Annotated in this window: 8 protein-coding genes; 7 read left to right on the top strand and 1 reads right to left on the bottom strand. The window is 68.6% G+C overall.

Annotated features, from left to right (window positions below; all coding sequences use genetic code 11):
- Nucleotides 1–17: 17 nt before the first annotated feature.
- Complete coding sequence (locus LOY69_RS17715; protein WP_102863102.1) at nucleotides 18–920, bottom strand: helix-turn-helix domain-containing protein; 903 nt, start codon at nucleotides 918–920, stop codon at nucleotides 18–20.
- Nucleotides 921–1295: 375 nt separating this feature from the next.
- Between LOY69_RS17715 and LOY69_RS17710 the strand changes: the two genes are divergently transcribed.
- From LOY69_RS17710 to LOY69_RS17680, 7 genes are read left to right on the top strand one after another with little or no spacing between them, the layout of a single operon-like run.
- Nucleotides 1296–2963, top strand: a complete 1668-nt coding sequence (locus LOY69_RS17710) for a (2,3-dihydroxybenzoyl)adenylate synthase (protein ID WP_102880208.1) — start codon at nucleotides 1296–1298, stop codon at nucleotides 2961–2963.
- Nucleotides 2950–4701 carry an ABC transporter ATP-binding protein gene (locus LOY69_RS17705; RefSeq protein WP_265073321.1) on the top strand — a complete coding sequence of 584 codons (1752 nt, stop codon included), beginning with the start codon at nucleotides 2950–2952 and terminating at the stop codon, nucleotides 4699–4701. The genes LOY69_RS17710 and LOY69_RS17705 overlap by 14 nt, the downstream gene beginning before the upstream one ends.
- Nucleotides 4698–6461, top strand: coding sequence for an ABC transporter ATP-binding protein (locus LOY69_RS17700; protein WP_265073320.1), 1764 nt, complete (start codon nucleotides 4698–4700; stop codon nucleotides 6459–6461). Before LOY69_RS17705 ends, LOY69_RS17700 begins: the two co-directional genes overlap by 4 nt.
- Nucleotides 6454–9936: an amino acid adenylation domain-containing protein gene (locus LOY69_RS17695; protein ID WP_265073319.1), complete on the top strand. Its 3483-nt coding sequence runs from the start codon at nucleotides 6454–6456 to the stop codon at nucleotides 9934–9936. The genes LOY69_RS17700 and LOY69_RS17695 overlap by 8 nt, the downstream gene beginning before the upstream one ends.
- Nucleotides 9933–15353 (top strand): non-ribosomal peptide synthetase, encoded by a 5421-nt coding sequence (locus LOY69_RS17690; RefSeq protein ID WP_265073318.1) that lies wholly within the window; start codon nucleotides 9933–9935, stop codon nucleotides 15351–15353. The genes LOY69_RS17695 and LOY69_RS17690 overlap by 4 nt, the downstream gene beginning before the upstream one ends.
- A complete protein-coding gene (locus LOY69_RS17685; protein WP_265073317.1) occupies nucleotides 15350–16465 on the top strand; it encodes a saccharopine dehydrogenase NADP-binding domain-containing protein in 1116 nt (371 codons plus the stop codon). The genes LOY69_RS17690 and LOY69_RS17685 overlap by 4 nt, the downstream gene beginning before the upstream one ends.
- Nucleotides 16462–17241: a thioesterase II family protein gene (locus LOY69_RS17680; protein WP_110652742.1), complete on the top strand. Its 780-nt coding sequence runs from the start codon at nucleotides 16462–16464 to the stop codon at nucleotides 17239–17241. The genes LOY69_RS17685 and LOY69_RS17680 overlap by 4 nt, the downstream gene beginning before the upstream one ends.
- Nucleotides 17242–17244: the final 3 nt, after the last annotated feature.

The following is a 17244-nucleotide window of genomic DNA, read 5'->3' as shown; positions in this document are numbered from 1 at the left end:
GGGCAAGCGCGCCGGACTCAGCGCAGGGACTTGGGCGAAACCCCGAAGCGCTTGCGAAAGGCGGTGGAGAAATGCGCCGGGCTGTAGCCGACCCGATAGGCCGCGCTGGAGACATTGGTCTCGCCACTGGCCAGCAAACGGTAAGCCTCGCCCAGGCGCTGCTCCTGCAGGTAGGCATAGACGCTGGTGCCGAACACCTGGCGAAAGCCGGCGGTGAGCTTGCGCGGATTCAGACCCACCTGACGCGACAGCTCCGACAGCGACGGCGAGTCCTGCAATGAGTTGAGCAGCAGGTCCCGAGCGGCGTGGATACGTTCGATGTCCGCCGCGCTGCCGGGGCTGTCCTGCAGCGGCCGCGACTCGGCATGGGCGAGGATGCCCTCGACCCCCAGGGCGGTGAGCTCCAGGGCCTTGCCTCCCAGGTAGAAGGAGCGGGTCGGGCCTTGCAGTGGGCAGGTGAAGATTTGCTGGGCCAGGGCCAGCAGTGGCTTGCTGGCCGGCTGGCAGAACAGCATCGGCCCGCCGCCTCGCGGGTCCAGCAGGCGCTCGGGTTCCAGGCCGGCATTGCGGATCGACGGGAAGTCCAGCTGCACCGTGGTGTAGCGCACCGGTACGCCACGGGCGAACAGGTGGTCGCCGCAGTGCTCGCCCTGGTTGGCCACGGCGCACAGGGTCGGGCCGCGAATTTCCACTTCCGGCTGGCCCTCGACCCGGCAATTGAGCTGGCCGCTGAGCACCAGGATGATTTTCAAACCTTGCCAGAGCGGCTCTTGCATCCACATCTGGCTGTCCATCAGCACAGTCCCGGTGGACAAGGTGATTTCCGGCACCACCGCCGCCGTGCCGGCGTGCTGCGGATTGGGAAACTGCAGGGTGAAATCCCTTTGGACAGGCTGCGGCGCAGCGTGGGGGCTGAGCATGGCGAACTCCCTGTGAACCCGAAAAAGAGGCCATAAGCTATCAGGAAAATCCGCCCCTGTAATTAAGAATGATTATCCTTTAGCTTTCCAGCCCCGTCCTGTCAGGGCCTGCCGGGGCCGCGCCGCGCAATCAAAAGAAAAAGCCGCGCAAACGAATGTCCTGCCGATTGCCGGGCCTTGGAAATTGCCGGTTAATAATCACTCTCATTTGCAAGCACGGCAGCCCTTCATGGACGACACCCCACGCAACAGCACCGCAGGAGCGCCTGTGGAGCTTCATTTCCTTCCGCGCTGACGACGTTTTCCCGTTCATTCCAAGGGCCTGGCACCTCAGGTCCAGGGCCGCTTTTTGCGTCAAAAAACTCAGGAGACAGCATGTCCACTTTCGATGATCTGCAGGATTGCCCCTCTTGGCCCGAGGCGTTTGCCCAGCGCTACCGCCAGGCCGGTTACTGGCGCGAGGAAACCTTTGGCGACCTGCTGCGGGTGGCGGCCCAGGCTTTTGCCGAGCGCGAGGCGCTGACCGATGGCGAACAGCGCCTGAGCTATCGGCAGTTGGACCTGCGGGTCGATCAACTGGCCGCCGGCCTGTACCGCCTGGGCTTGCGGGCCGGGGACAATGTGGTCCTGCAATTGCCCAATCGCAGCGCTTTCGTCGAAACCTGCTTTGCCCTGTACCGCCTCGGCGTGCGGCCGATCTTCGCTTTGCCGGCGCACCGGCATCTGGAGATCGGTCGTTTCTGCGAATTCGCCCAGGCCCGGGCCTACCTGTGCACCGACTGTGACGCCGGCTTCGATTACCGGGCCATGGCCCGGGATCTCAAGGCCGGTCATCCGCACCTGGAGTGGGTGATAGTGGCCGGCGAGGCCGAGGAATTCACTGCCCTTGATGGCCTGTATGACCCGGCCCCGTCGCCGGCTTTCCCGGCGCCGAGTGCCGATGCCGTGGCCTGCTTCCAGTTGTCCGGCGGCTCCACCGGGATTCCCAAGCTGATCCCGCGGCGGCACAACGAATACCTCTACAACCTGCGGGCCAGCGTCGAGCGCTGCGGTTTGTCCAGTGCCAGCGTGTACCTGGCGGTGCTGCCCATGGCCCACAACTTTCCCATGTGCTGCCCGGGGTTCATGGGCACCTTGTCGGTCGGCGGGCGCGTGGTGCTCGGCCACTCGCCAAGCCCGGAGGTCTGTTTCGAACTGATCGAGCGCGAAGCCGTGACCCATACCGCCCTGGTGCCGCCCCTGGCCCTGGTCTGGATGGAGGCAGCCCAGGCTCGCGGACGGGGTCTTTCGTCGTTGCAGCTATTGCAGGTGGGCGGGGCCAAGCTCAGTTTCGAGGCCGCGCGGCGTATCGAACCGGTGCTCGGTTGCCGCCTGCAGCAAGTGTTCGGCATGGCCGAAGGGCTGATCTGCTACACCGACCCGCAAGACCCGCCCCAGCGGGTGCTGCACACCCAGGGTCGGCCCCTGTCGCCGGCGGACGAAATCCGCGTGGTGGACGAGCAGGACCAGCCCGTCCCGGTGGGGCAGGTGGGCCAGTTGCTGACCCGTGGCCCCTACACCATCCGCGGCTATTACCGCTATCCCGAGCACAATGCCCAGGCCTTCACCGCCGACGGCTTCTATCGCACCGGTGACCGGGTGCAGCTCACCGCCGACGGCTACCTGATGGTGGAAGGGCGGGACAAGGACCTGATCAACCGCGGCGGCGAGAAGATCGCCGCCGAAGAAGTGGAGAACCTGTTGCTGAGCCATCCGGCGGTGGCCGACATCGCCCTGGTGGCGATGCCCGATGCCTTCCTCGGCGAGCGCACCTGCGCCTTCGTCATTGCCCGTGGCCAGGCGCCCCGGGCTGTGGAACTGCTGCGCCATCTGCGGGCCCAGGGCCTGGCGGCCTTCAAGCTGCCGGATCGCTTCGAGTTCATCCCGGCCTTTCCCCAGACCGGGGTCGGCAAGGTCAGCCGCAAACACCTGCGTGAGGCCATTCAGGCCTTGTACTTCGGTGCTGAGGCCCAAACCCGGGTGGGAACTGATGCCCGTGGCTGAACAACCAGGATTGACTGAACTGTTGCAACCGGTGCGCGGGCGTCTGCTGGCGGCGATGCTGCTGCAGGTGCTGGCGGCGCTGGTGGGCCTGCTGCCGCTGATCGCCGTGGCCGAACTGGCGCCGCTGCTGCTGGCGGGTGAGCTGGACGTGGACCGCGCTGGCTTCTGGCTGCTGGCCGGGGGCGGGGCCTTGCTCCTGCGTCTGTTGGGGCTGGCGGCGGGGTTGCAGATCACCCATCTGGCCGACAGTGACCTGCAGCGCCATCTGCGCCAGCGCATCGCTGCCCATCTGGCGCGGGTGCCCCTGGCCTGGCTGGATGGGCAGCGGCAAACCGCCGAGCGGGTGTTGCTGGAGGATGTCGGCGCCCTGCATCAGTTGGTGGCGCACCTGCCCAACAATCTGGTGGCGGCCCTGGTGGTGCCCTTGGCCAGCCTGATCTACCTGTTGACGGTGAGCCTGCCCATGACCCTGGTGGTGCTGGCGCCGCCGCTGGTTGCGCTGTGGCGCCTGCGGGTGATGCGTACCCCGGCGTACCACGCCGAGCGCCAGCGCTTGGGCGCGGCCATGGGCGCGCTGTCGACGGCGACCCTGAACTTTGTGCAGAGCATCGCCATGGTCAAATCCTTTGGCCGGGTGGAGCGGGTGCAGGACGACTTTTTCCAGGCCGTAGAGGATTTCGGCCGTTTCTTCTCCCAGTGGGTCGAGCGCTGGGCCGGCCTGGGGGCCAGTGTCGAAGTGCTGCTCTCGCCTCTGCTGGTGCTGGCTCTGGTGCTGGTGGGCGGGGTGGCGCTGATTGCCGGCGGCTGGTTGCAGCCGGCGCAGTTGCTGGCGTTTGCCTTGCTGGGCCCGGCCCTGGCGGCGCCGGTGGCGGCCCTGGGCCATGGCGCCGACTCCCTGGTCCAGGGTCGGGCGGCGGCGCAGCGCATCAGCGCGGTACTGAGCACGCCGGTGCTGGCGCAGCCGGCGTTCTCCCGAGAGCCCGAAGGCGCCCTGGTGACCTTCGATTCTGTGGACTTCAGCTACCCCGACGGCACTCAGGTGCTGCGGGGCATCGATCTGCGCCTGCAGCCCGGCACCCTGACCGCCCTGGTGGGGGATTCCGGGGCCGGCAAATCCACCCTGGCCACCTTGCTTGCGCGCTTTGCCGATGTCAGCGCCGGGGCGATCCGCATCGGCGGTGTCGACCTGCGGGACATGGACGGCGCGACCCTGTATCGCCAGGTGGCCTTTGTCTTTCAAGAGGTGCGTCTGCTGCGCGCCAGCGTCCTCGATAACCTGCGCCTGGGGCGCCCCGAGGCCAGCCTCGCAGAGGTCGAAGAGGCGGCTCGGGCCGCGCAGATCCACGAACGCATCTGCGCCTTGCCCAAGGGCTATGACACCCTGCTGGGCACCGGCGTGCAGTTGTCCGGCGGCGAGGTCCAGCGCCTGGGCATTGCCCGGGCCATGCTCAGCCAGGCACCGATCCTGGTGCTCGACGAGGCCACCGCGGCCAGCGATCCGCAATCGGAAGCGGCGATCCAGCAGGCGCTGTCGCGGTTGGCGGCGGGGCGCACGGTGCTGGTGATCGCCCATCGCTTGAGCAGCATTCAGGACGCCGACCAGATCGCCGTGCTCCAGGGCGGGCAATTGCGCGAGTGCGGTCGGCACCAGGCCCTGCTGGATCAGCAGGGGGTGTATGCCGGGCTGTGGGCGGCGGAGCAGTTTGGCGCGGCCCCGTTGACGAGGGCCCTGTCATGATCGCTGCCCTGTTACGCAGCTTGCAGCCCAAGGAAGCCGGCCTGCTGCGCCGGGCGCTGCTGGCCATGGCGGGCAGTGCCTTGGCCCAGGGCCTGGCGCTGGCCTTGCTGCCCATGGCGTTTGCCGGGGTCTTCGACGCCGCGTCGGGCAAGGCGCCCTGGATCTGGGCTGGGGCTTTTACCGGGTTCGCCGGGCTGTGCCTGGGGTTGCGCCGCCATGCCCAGCTGGCCGGCTACAGGGCCGGGGCGGCGGCCGCGCAGTCGCTGAACCTGCGCATCGGCCAGCAGTTGGCGCGCCTGCCCCTGGAGTGGTTCGTCGAGCGGCGCGGCGCCGAACTCAACCGCATGGTGACCCACACCGTGGCGCAGATCATGAGTGCCCCGGCGCACCTGCTGCAGCCCATGGCCAACGCCTTGCTCACACCCCTGGCGTTGCTGCTGGCGCTGTTTTTCTACGACCGCTCCATGGCCCTGGCCGCCTTGGCCAGTGTGCCCCTGCTGCTGTTGTTCTATCACTGGGGCGTGCGTTGGGGCGGGCAGGCCGAGCGCCTCAGCGAAGCGGCGGCCGGCGAAGCGGCGGCGCGGGTCCTGGAGTTCCTGCGGCAGCAGCCGCTGTTGCGCTCCAGCGGGCGCAACGGTGAAGGCTTCAGCCTGCTGGGCGAGGCTTTGCAGCAACAGCGTCAGGCCCAGCGCCGGGCCCATTGGCGCACTTTTCCGGCGGCCCTGGGGCTGGTGGTGGTGCTCCAGGCCGGCTACACCGCTGTGTTGCTGTGCGGGCTCTACGCGGTCCTCGGTGGCAGTCTCGGGGCCGTGCAGTACCTGGCCCTGGCGGTGCTCGCCACTTGCCTGGTGGAGCCCATGGGTGCCTTGGTCAATCTGGGCACCACCTTGCGCCAGACCCGCCACGGCGTGGACAGCCTGTGCCAGTTGCTGAACCTGCCGCCCCTGCCGGAGCCGAGCGAGCCCCAGACGCCGCAGGGGCAACGGGTCGAGGTGCGGGAGCTGGGGCTGGTGCGCCAGGGCCGAGCGCTGCTGCAGGACATCAGCTTCGAGCTGGAACCGGGCTCCCTGAACCTGCTGGTGGGGGCCTCGGGCTCCGGCAAGTCGAGCCTGTTGCGCTTGCTGGCGCGCTTTTGCGATGTCAGCAGCGGCGCCATCCTGCTGGGGGGCGTGGACCTGCGCCAGCTCTCGGCCCGGCAGCGCGACCAGGACATTGCCCTGATGTTCCAGGACTGTCCGCCGCTGGCCGCCAGCCTGCTGGACAACCTGCGCCTGGGCCGCCCCGAGGCCAGTGAGGCACAACTGATGGCCGCCGCCCACGCCACCGGCCTTGACCGCCTGGCCCAGCGCCTGCCCCAGGGCTGGCAGACCCGGGTGGGCGAGGGCGGTGTCAGCCTCTCCGGTGGCGAACGCCAGTGCCTGGCCCTGGCCCGGGTCATGCTCAAGGACGCCACGCTGATCCTGCTGGATGAACCCACCGCCGCCCTGGACGCCATCAGCGAGGCGCGGGTCAACCGCAGCCTGCTGCAACTGGCGCGCAAGCACACGGTGCTGCTGGTGACCCACAAGCCGACCCTGGCCCCTCATGCCGCGCAGATCCTTCTGCTGGACCAGGGCCGCCTGGCCCAGCGCGGCACCCATGCCCAACTGATGGCGGCTACCGGCCGTTATCGCGAACTGTTCCACGAGCGCGAGGCGATCAATCGCTGGCGCTTGCGACCTACCCCTTCCGTACCCCATAGGACCGTCCACCATGACTGATAACCCAGCACTGGCACGCGCTCATCCAGCGCACGCCGGCCTGAGTCATTCACCCCAAGGCCTCTGCGCGGGCATAGCCCGGCTGCTCGACTACGCGCCCGAGGAGCTTGAGGCGGATGTTTCGCTGATCGAGCAGGGTCTCGATTCGGTGAGCATCATGCGCCTGCCGGCGTTGCTGGCCGCCGAGGGCGTGACCCTGAGTTTTGCCGAACTCATCCAGCAGCCGACCCTGGACGCCTGGTGGGCGCTGATCGAGGCCCGTCGCGGCCTTGCGGCGCCGCGTCTGCAGGCTGTGGCCAGCGCCCCTTCCAGCGCCCCGGAGAGCGGCGATTTTGCCCTGAGTCCGTTGCAGCAGGCCTACTGGTTCGGTCGCGATCCGGGCATGCCCCTGGGGGGCGTGGGTTGCCACCTGTATCAGGAACTGGATGGCCAGGGCCTGGAACCCCAGCGCCTGGAGCAGGCCGTGCGCCGCCTGTGCCAGCGCCACCCGATGCTGCGGGCCTGTTTCATCAATGAAACCTGCCAGCGCATCCTGCCCCACAGCCCCTGGCCCGGGCTGACCGTCCACGACCTGCGCCAGGCGTCCCGTGTGGGCGTCGCCGAGGCCCTTGAGCAGATCCGTGAGCAACTGTCGCACCGCTGCCTGGAGGTCAGCAGCGGGGAAGTCTTCGATGTGCAACTGAGCCTGCTGCCCGAAGGCCGTAGCCGTCTGCACCTGAACATCGACCTGCTGGTGGCGGATGTCCTGAGCATCGGCATCCTGCTGCGAGATCTGGCCCTGATCCATGCCGGTCTCGAACAGCAACTGCCGGTGCTGGAGTGGGACTTTGCCCATTACCTGAAAGCCGAGCAGGCGGCCCGGGCGCCGCAACTGGCGGCGGCCCGGGACTACTGGCTGCCGCGCCTGGAGGAGTTGCCCGACGGCCCGCAATTGCCCCTGGCCCGGGAGCCGCAGCAACTGGGTAGGCCACGCTTCCAGCGTCTGGCCATGCGCCTGGATAAAGGCCAGTTGCAGGCCCTGGAGCACAAGGGCCGGCAGCACGGCCTGACCCTGGCCAGCGTGCTGGCCTGCGCCTATGCCCAGGTGCTGGGGCGCTGGAGTGCCAGTCAGCATTTCCTGCTCAACGTGCCGCTGTTCAACCGTCAGGAATTGCACCCTTGCGTGCCCCACCTGCTGGCGGACTTCTCCAATCTGGTGCTGCTGGAAGTGGATCAGCGCCAGCCCCTGGATTTCTGCCAGCAGGCCCTGGCGCTGCAGGCTCAGTTGCACCGGGATATCGCCCACAGCGCCTGGCCCGGGGTCGAGGTGCTGCGCGAGCGTGCGCGCCTGCGTCAGGGCGGCGGTCAGGGGGCGCCGGTGGTGTTTGCCTGCAACCTGGGCCCGGCCTTTGTCGATGACACTTGCCGCCAGCAACTGGGCGAGCCCGGCTGGGCGTTGTCGCAGACGCCCCAGGTGTGGCTGGATCACCAGAGCTACCCCATGGCCGACGGCCTGCTGCTGAACTGGGACGCGGTGCAGGGGCTGTTCCCCGAGGGCCTGCTGGAGCAGATGTTCGAGGCCTATCGCAATCTGCTGCTGTGGCTTTGCGAGCATGACTGGCAACAGGTGGCGCCGTTGCCCCTGCCGGCCGACCAGCAGCGGGTGCGCAGCGCGGTCAACGACTGCCGGCACGCGACCCCGGCCCGGCTGTTGCACCAGGGTTTCTTCCAGCAGGCCGAGGCCCATCCCGAGCGGCTGGCGCTGATCTGTGACCAGGGCCAGCTGAGTTATGCCGAGCTGGCCCGGCAAGCCCTGCAACTGGCGGGCGCCCTGGTGGAGTGGGGCGTACAGCCCGGCGAGGCGGTGGCGATCACCCTGCCCAAGGGCCGCGAACAAGTGATCGCGGTGCTGGGGATTCTCGCGGCCGGCGCGGTCTACGTGCCGGTGGGCATCGAGCAGCCACCGGCCCGACGCGACATGATCTATCAGCGTGCCGGGGTGCGCGTGGTACTCACCGACACGGCTCACCGCGACGGCGGCATCTGGCTCGCCGCACTGCGGGTGGTGACCCTGGCCCAGGCGCGCCCGGCAGCCGCCCTGGCGCAGCCTTTGCCGCTTGCGGCGGATGCCCTGGCGTATGTGATCTTCACCTCCGGCACCACCGGTGAACCCAAGGGGGTGGAGCTGTCGCACCAGGCGGCGATGAACACCATCGAGGCGCTCAACCGGCGTTATCGGGTCAGCGCCGAGGATCGGATGCTGGGCGTCTCGGCCCTGGATTTCGACCTGTCGGTGTACGACCTGTTCGGCCTCTTGAGTGTCGGTGGCGCCCTGGTACTGCCGGCCGACGCTTTGCGCAAGGAGCCTCAGGAATGGCTGCGCCTGATCCGCGAACAGCGGGTCACCCTGTGGAACTCGGTGCCGGCGCTGCTGGACATGCTGACCTTGCAGGTACGGGACGCTGGCGGCCTGGCGTCGTTGCGCCTGGCCATGGTTTCCGGGGACTGGGTCGGCCTCGACCTGCCACGCCGTTTGCGAGAGGCGGCGGGGCGTGAGCTGCAGTTCGTGGCCCTGGGCGGCGCCACCGAGGCGGCGATCTGGTCGAACTGCCAGGACGTGGACGCGGTGCCCGGGCACTGGCGTTCGATCCCTTATGGCCGGCCCCTGGACAACCAGTGCTTTCGGGTGGTGGACAGCCAGGGCCGGGATTGCCCGGACTGGGTGCCCGGCGAGCTGTGGATCGGCGGCGCCGGGGTTGCCGCGGGCTATCGCGGCCTGCCCAGCCTGAGTGCCCAGCGCTTTGTCGAGCATGACGGCGGGCGCTGGTACCGCACCGGCGACCAGGGTCGCTACTGGGCCGACGGCACCCTGGAGTTCCTCGGACGCCTGGACCATCAGGTCAAGGTCCGCGGCTTTCGCATCGAACTGGCGGAAATCGACCTGGCCCTGGAGCGCCACCCGGCCATCAGCCGTGCCCTGAGCCTGGTGCTGCCCGGCAGCGAGCCGCAGCTGGCGGTGGTGCTGGTGGCCCATGAGCCGCTGCCCTCGACCCAGGCCCTGCGGCAGTGGCTGGGCCAATGGCTGCCCGAACACATGCTCCCGGACAGCTGGCTGACCCTGGCCGAGCTGCCGCTGAGCAGCAACGGCAAGGTCGATCGCGCGGCCTTGCTGTGGCTGCTGCAGGAGCAGCGGCGCGGCATCGCGCCGCACAGCGCCGAGCCTCCTCAAGGGGAGTGGGAAGAGGCCGTGGCCGCCCTTTGGCAGGAGTTGCTGGAGGTGCCACAGGTGGGCCGGCACCAGGGCTTTTTCGCCTTGGGTGGCAACAGCCTGCTGGCCGCCCGCTTGATCGAACGCATCGCTCGGCAGTTCCAGCTGGAACTGTCGCTCAAGGACTTTTTCAACGCGGCCACCGTGGCCCTGCAGGGGCAGTTGCTCGCCTCGCGCCGGGAACAGCGGCCCGTCACTCAGAACGCAATGGTGGAGGGCGTGTTATGACGCTGCAGCAACTGCAACAGGATCTGCAACAACTGGGCGTGGAGCTCTGGGAAGAACAGGGCCGCCTGCGTTATCGGGCCCCGGCCGGGGTCATGGACGACGCGCGCCTGCAGCAACTTCGGCAACACAAGGACGCGCTGCTGCAACAGCTGCAGGCGGCGCAGATGCCGACCCTGGAGGCCGACCTGCCGGCCCGGGAAGAACCCTTCCCGCTGACCGATGTGCAGGCGGCCTATCTGCTGGGCCGCACCACGGCCTTCAGCTTTGGCGGCGTGGCCTGTCACGGTTATCTGGAGTTCGCCCAGCAGGACCTCGACCCGCTGCGTCTGGAACAGGCCTGGAACCAGCTGATCGCCCGTCACGAGATGCTCCGCGCCGTGGTGCTGGAGGAGGGCTACCAGCGCATCCTGCCCCAGGTGCCCCATTACGCCATTGCGAACCACGACCTGAGCCAGGACGACGGCAGTGCCTTGCAGGCCCTGCGCGAGCGCATGGAACTGCGCCGCGCCACGCCTCAGCAATGGCCCTTGATCGAATTGTGCGTGAGCCAGGGCCGCGACACCTCGCGCCTGCACCTGTCGGTGGACCTGCTGGTGTGCGACTACCAGAGCGTGCGCATGCTGCTGGCCGAGTTGCAGCAGCTGTACCGCGGTGAGGCCCTGCCGGCCCCGGCGCAGATCAGCTTCCGCGACTACGTGCTGGGCGAGCGGCGCCTGCGCGAGCAACCGCGCTACCAGCGCGACCGTGACTACTGGTGGGCGCGGGTCGACAGCCTGCCGGGGGCACCGGAGCTGCCGTTGCTGGGGGCACCCACCGGGCCACGCTTCCAGCGCCGGGCCATGAGCCTGGAAGCGCGGGACTGCAACGCCCTGCGCCTGAATGCGGCCGCCGCCGGGGTCGGCGTGTCGGCGGCGATTCTCTCGGCCTATGCCGAAACCCTGGGCCGCTGGAGTCGGCGCGGACACTTCTGCCTGAGCCTGACCCTGCTCAATCGCCTATCCCTGCACCCTCAGGTCGACCGCTTGGTGGGGGATTTCAGCTCGGTGGAACTGCTGGAAGTGCAGACCCTGCAAGGGGGCAGTTTCGGCCAGCGCAGCCAGCAGTTGCAGGAGCGGCTGTGGCAGGACATGGACCATCGCCTGTGCTCGGGCATCGAAGTGCTGCGCGAGCTGGCGCGGCGCAAGGGCCAGGATGCGGCGCTGATGCCGTACGCCTTCACCAGCACCCTGGGCGCTGGTGGCGAAAGCGGCGGCGGGGCCTTCATGCCAGGGGCCGAGCTGGTGTTCGGCATCAGCCAGACGCCCCAGGTGCTGATCGATTGCCAGGTCAGCGAACGGGACAACGGCCTGGCGATCAACTGGGACATTCGCGAAGGGGTATTCAGCGAGGCGCTGCTCGACGACTTGTTCGATACCTTTGAACGGCTGCTCAAGCGCCTGGCCCGGGAACCCTCGGCCTGGACCCTGGACGATTGCCTGGAATTGCCGGCGGCCCAGCGCCTGCAACGCGAGCTGGTGAACCAGACAGCGGCGCCGTTGCCCACCGGCGGGTTGCATGAGCCGTTCTGGCGTCAGGCAGCTGCTGCGCCCCAGCGTGTGGCCTTGATCCAGGGTGCCGGGCAACTGAGCTACGGCGAGCTGGCCGGACGCGCCGAAGCCGTGGCCGAGGCCCTGCTGAACGCCGGCTGCCAGCCGGGAGAGCGGGTCGCGGTGTGCATGGACAAGGGCCTGGAGCAGGTGATCGCGGTGCTGGGCATTCTGCGGGCGGGGGCGGCCTATCTGCCCCTGGACACCAACCAGCCCGAGGCCCGGCGCCAGTTGATCCTGGATAACGCCGAGGTCGGCCGGGTGCTCAGTCAGTCCTGGTTGAGCGATGAGTTGTGCTGGCCGGCGCGGGTGATCCAGGTGATCCAGGTCGATCAGGGCCCGCTGGCGGCGCAAGCTCCGTTGTCGGTGCTGGACATCGATCCGCAGCAGCTGGCCTACGTGATCTATACCTCCGGCTCCACCGGGGTGCCCAAGGGCGTGATGATCAGCCATCAGGCGGCGCTCAATACCATCGTCGACATCAACCAGCGCTTTGCCATCGGCGCCGAGGATCGGGTCCTGGCCCTGGCCAGCCTGGGCTTCGACCTGTCGGTGTATGACCTCTTCGGCCTGCTGGCCGTGGGCGGCGCCCTGGTGCTGCCCGACCCGCAACGCCGCGCCGATCCTTCGCACTGGGCGGCGTGTGCCCGGGAGCACGGGGTCACGCTGTGGAACTCGGTGCCGGCGCAATTGCAGATGCTTACCCACTACCTGCAGGCGGTGCCGTCGATGGCCCCCGGAGCCTTGCGCCTGGCGCTGCTGTCGGGGGACTGGATTCCCCTGAACCTGCCGGCGGAGGCTGCCCAGCTGTTGCCGCAGTTGCGGCTGATCAGCCTCGGGGGGGCCACGGAAGCGGCCATCTGGTCGATCTACTATCCGATCACCCAGGTCGATCCGCAGTGGCGCAGCATTCCTTACGGCGCGCCCCTGGCCAACCAGCGCTTCATGGTCCTCGACGAGCAGGGCCGCGACCGTCCTCAAGGGGTGGCCGGCGAGCTGTACATCGCCGGTAGCGGCCTGGCCCTGGGTTACCTGGGGGATGCCGAGAAAACCGCCGAGCGCTTTGTCGATCACCCTCGCAGCGGCGAGCGCCTGTACCGCACCGGCGACCTGGGCCGCTACCGGGAAGATGGCCTGATCGAGTTCCTTGGTCGCGAGGATTTCCAGGTCAAGGTGCGCGGTCATCGCATCGAGTTGGCGGAGGTGGAAAGTGCACTGCTCAGCCATCCCCATGTGGAGTCCGCGGTGGTGGTGGCCGCAGGCGAAGGGGCCTTCGAACGGCGGCTGCAGGCCTGTCTGCGGGCCAGTTTGCGGGACATGCCGCTGGCCTGGCCGGAGCAGCTGGAGGCGCGTACCCAGGCCGCGGCCCAGGCCGTGCGCGGTGACCTGAGCGATGCCCTGGTCAGCGAGATGTCGGCCTGTGTCGAGCGCGCCGCGCTGCTGTCCATGGGCCTGGCCCTACAGCGTCCCGGGCTGTTCCAGCAGGCGGGGCAGCGTCACTCCCTGGAAGAAGTGTGGGCCTTGAGCGAGGTCGCGCCGCGCAACCAGCGCTTGATCCGGCGCTGGTTGCAGGCCCTGGCCCAAGAAGGGCTGGTGCAGCATGACCGGCAGTCCGGTGGCTACTCGGACCTGCGGGTGCAGCGCGAGGAATACCTTCAGCTGTGGCAGCGCATCGAAGCCTTGGAGCCTTGCGTAGGCTGGGGCGCCGAGGTCCTGCGTTATCTGCGCGAGAGCCAGGAGCAACTGCCGGCGCTGATGAGCGACCAGCTGGACCCGCTGCACCTGCTGTTCCCCGAGGGCCGTACCGATACCGCCGAGGGCGCCTACCGCAAGAACCTGATCAGCCAGTACCTGAACCAGGCGGTGTGCGCCGCGGTGCAGGAGATCATCCGCCAGCGTCCTGCCGGTCAGCGCCTGCGCCTGCTGGAAATCGGCGCCGGGGTCGGCGGCACCAGCGCCGATTTGATCCCGGCCCTGGACGGCCTGCCGGTGAACTACCAGTTCACCGACCTGTCGCAGTTCTTCCTCAACGAGGCCCGGGAACATTTCGCCGCCTATCCCTGGGTCAGCTACGGGCTGTTCGACCTCAACCAGGACCACTGGACCCAGGGCGTGGCCGCCAACTCCCTGGACGTGATTCTCTGCGCCAACGTGCTGCACAACTCGCGGCATGCCAGCCGGGTGCTGGCGCGGCTGCGGGAGATGCTGGCCCCGGGCGGCTGGCTGATCTTCATCGAGGCCACCCGCGACACTTACCAGATCATGGCCTCCATGGAATTCAAGGAAGGCCTGACCGCGTTCGAGGATTTCCGTGCGGAACTGGACACCACCTTCATCCGGCGCGAGCAGTGGCAGCAGTTGCTGCTGGAGGCCGGGGGCGAAACCCCGCTGTGCCTGCCCAAGGCCGATGACGCCATGTCGCAGATCGGTCAGCACCTGTTCATCACCCGCTTCAAGAGCGAGCGCCAGACCCTGGAGCCCGAGCCACTGCGTGCCCATCTGGCCCAGCGTCTGCCGGACTACATGATCCCGGCGGACTGGCAGATCCTCGATGAGATGCCCCTGACCGCCAACGGCAAGGTCGACCGCCAGGCCCTGGCCCGGATCGGCATGGCCGGGCCCGAGCAACAGGTCAACAGCGGCGCGGCGCCGGTGGACGATCTGGAACGCAGCATCGCCGAGGTCTGGCAGACCCTGTTGCGGGTGCCGGCGGTGGGCCGCGAGCAGGGCTTCTTCGAACTGGGCGGCGACTCGTTGCTGGTGGCGCAAGTGGTGGGTCGCCTGCGCGAAGCCTTGCCCCAGGCCCGGCAGTTGCCCTGGAGCGACTTGCTGCGGCAGTTGATCAACCAGCCCACCGTGGCGGCCCTGGCCGACTACCTGCGCGGGCAGGGTGGGCAAGGCGATTCACCGCTGGTGCGCATCAGCGACAAGGTGCAGGGCCCGACGCGGATCTTCGTCCACGATGGCAGCGGCACCCTGGCGCCGTATCGCGCGCTGTTCGCTGCCCTGGGGGAAGACGCGCCCCTGGAAGGGTTGGTGCTCAACGACGTGCCGGGGTATCTGGCGCTGGAGCCGGCCACGGCGATTCGCCGGTTGGCCGAGCGCTATGCCGACACCCTGCAGGCCGAAGGCCGGCGCCAGGTGAGCATCGTCGGCTACTGCCTGGGCGGGTTGCTGGCCACCGAACTGGCGGCATGCCTGGCGGCGCGTTCCATCGAGGTGCTGCAGCTGAGCGTGATCAGCAGCTACCGGGTGCCGTTCATGATCGAGGACGACCTCTTGGCCGAGTACGTGTTCGCCCGGGTGATGCAGGCCGATCCGCTGGTGCTGGGGTATCCCGAGGACGAGCAGGCCATGGAGCGCAGCATCGCCCGGGTCCTGGCCCAGACCCCAGGACGGGTGCCCCAGGGTTCGCTGTTGGCCTTGAGCGACGATGGCCAATGCACCTCGGCCCTGGCCTGTCTGCGGCGCCTGGCAGAGAAGACCCCCGAGCAGCGCCTGCAGGCGATTGCCGAAGCCATGCGCCACGCCGGTTCGCAGTTGAGTGACCTGGACTGGCTGCGCGAGCAATTGCAGGTGTTGCGTCACAGTCTGGCGGCGGTGGCCCTGCATGAGGCCACGCCGTATCAGGGCGACTTGCTGTTCATTCGCCAGAGCGGCGAGGTCCAGGTGCTGCCGGGCATGCACCGCGACATGAGCGCTTACTGGCAGGCCCTGTGCCTGGGCGAACTGCGGGTGGTGGATGTGCCCGGGGATCACTTCAGTTGCATGCAGCAGCCCCAGGTGCAAGCCGTGGCCCGGGCCTTCGACGCCGCCGAGGTGGCGGCATGAGTGGGGCGCTCATTGGTCTGGTCGGCGCGTATGGCAGCGTCGGCCGTCAGGTGGCGCAACTGCTGGCACCCAGGCTTGCCTTGCGCCTGGGCGGACGCGACCGTCAGCAGGCCGAGCAGTTGAACCAGCAGTTGGGGGCGTGCGCCGACGTGCGCGCCCTGGACCTGTGGGATGAGCAAAGCCTGGCCAGCTTTTGCGCCGGCTGCACCCTGGTGATCAACTGCGCCGGGCCCAGCTACCGGATTCTCGATCGGGTGGCCCGGGCCGCGCTGGCGGCGGGCGCCGATTACCTGGATGTGGGCGGCGACGACCCGGTGCACGAGCGTCTGGCCGGTCAAGTGCCCGCAGGGCGCCGGGTGCTGTTGTCGGCGGGCATGCTGCCGGGGCTGTCGGGGGTGTTTCCGCGGTTGCTGGCGCAGTCCTTCCAGCGAGTCGACGAGATGCGCTGCTATGCCGGCGGCCTGGGACGGCTGTCCGTCACGGCCGCCGAGGACTTCCTGCTGAGCCTGGGCAATGGCTTCGGCCAGGCCCAGTGCGGCTGGCGCGAGGGACAGGTGGAGCGCAGCACGGGCAGCGCCCGGCAGCCTCTGCAACGGGACTGGCTGCCGGTGGCCGGGGTACAGGCCTATCCCTACCTGAGCACCGAGCAGCAGCGCTTGTTCAGTGACCTGCAAGTGCCCCATGGACAGGGCTTCAACCTGTTCGAGGGCGGGCAACTGGCGGCGACTTTGCAGCGTATCCAGGGCTCGGCGCCAGAGGCGCGCAACACGCCGCAGAACATCGCCGCGCTGGTCCAGGCCAGTGCCCTGGATGTCGCCGGACGGCGGCCATACCAACTGCTGGCGGTGGAGGTCGACGGCCTGCGTGATGGCCGCCCGCAGCAGGCCAGTGCCTGGTTGCGTGCCGGAGACGGTTCGCGGTTGACCGGCAGCGTCGCGGCGTTTTGCGCGCTGCATTGGCAGCTATTGCCCCAAGGCCTGCATTACGCGGCCCAGGTGCTGGATGCCCAAGCCTGCCTGGAGCAGGTCTGTCAGTGGTTGCCGGACACCCGGGTCAGCCTGGGCCACAGCGTCGGTAACCCACTGGCCGAGCTAGAGGAGGGTGTGCTGTGAGAAAGGCTCCCAGTGCCTGGCTGCGCCGTTACCCGCAGCCGCAACCGCCGCGCTGCCGGCTGGTGTGCCTGCCCCATGCCGGGGGCAGCGCGAGTTTTTTCAATGACTGGCGGGCGGGGTTGCCCGCCGATATCGAGTTGATCAGCGTGCAGTACCCGGGGCGTGAAGAGCGCCTCAACGAGACCTGGCCCGGCAGCCTGGAGTGGATGGCGGGCACTATCACCCGGGCCCTGTCGGACCTGGTGGACCGGCCCCTGGTGCTGTTCGGCCACAGCATGGGCGCGGCCCTGGCCTATGAAGTGGCGGGGCGCATGCAGCAGCAAGGCTCGGCCCCTCAGCGCCTGATTGTGTCGGCACACCCGGCGCCCCATCGCCAGCGCCACAGCGAGCTGCACCTGGGGTCGGACGAGGCGTTGCTGGCGGATGTACGGCGCCTGTCCGATGGTGCGCCGTCCCTGTTGGACGACCCGACGCTGCGGGACCTGTACCTGCCGGCACTGCGTAACGACTATCGGCTGATCGAGTCCTATCGCGGCGACATCGGCCGCGCCCTGGACCTGCCCCTGAGCGTGTGCCTGGGGGGCCAGGACCCGGAAGTCGATGCGGACGAAGCCTATGCCTGGGCCGAGGTCAGCGCCCAGGTCACCGACTTCCAGAGTTTCCCCGGTGCTCACTTCTATCTGCGCGAGCAGCAGGCCGAAGTGCTGCGGCACCTGACCCGGCTGCTGGCCGGCCACGGCGAGCAGCCGTGGCACTGCTGGCCCTCGACCCCGTGAATT

The sequence above is a fragment of the Pseudomonas sp. B21-059 genome (assembly GCF_026016285.1).
Classification (GTDB): domain Bacteria; phylum Pseudomonadota; class Gammaproteobacteria; order Pseudomonadales; family Pseudomonadaceae; genus Aquipseudomonas; species Aquipseudomonas danubii.
Note: the sequence above shows the minus strand (reverse complement) of the source record. Positions and strands in the feature narration are given on the sequence as shown.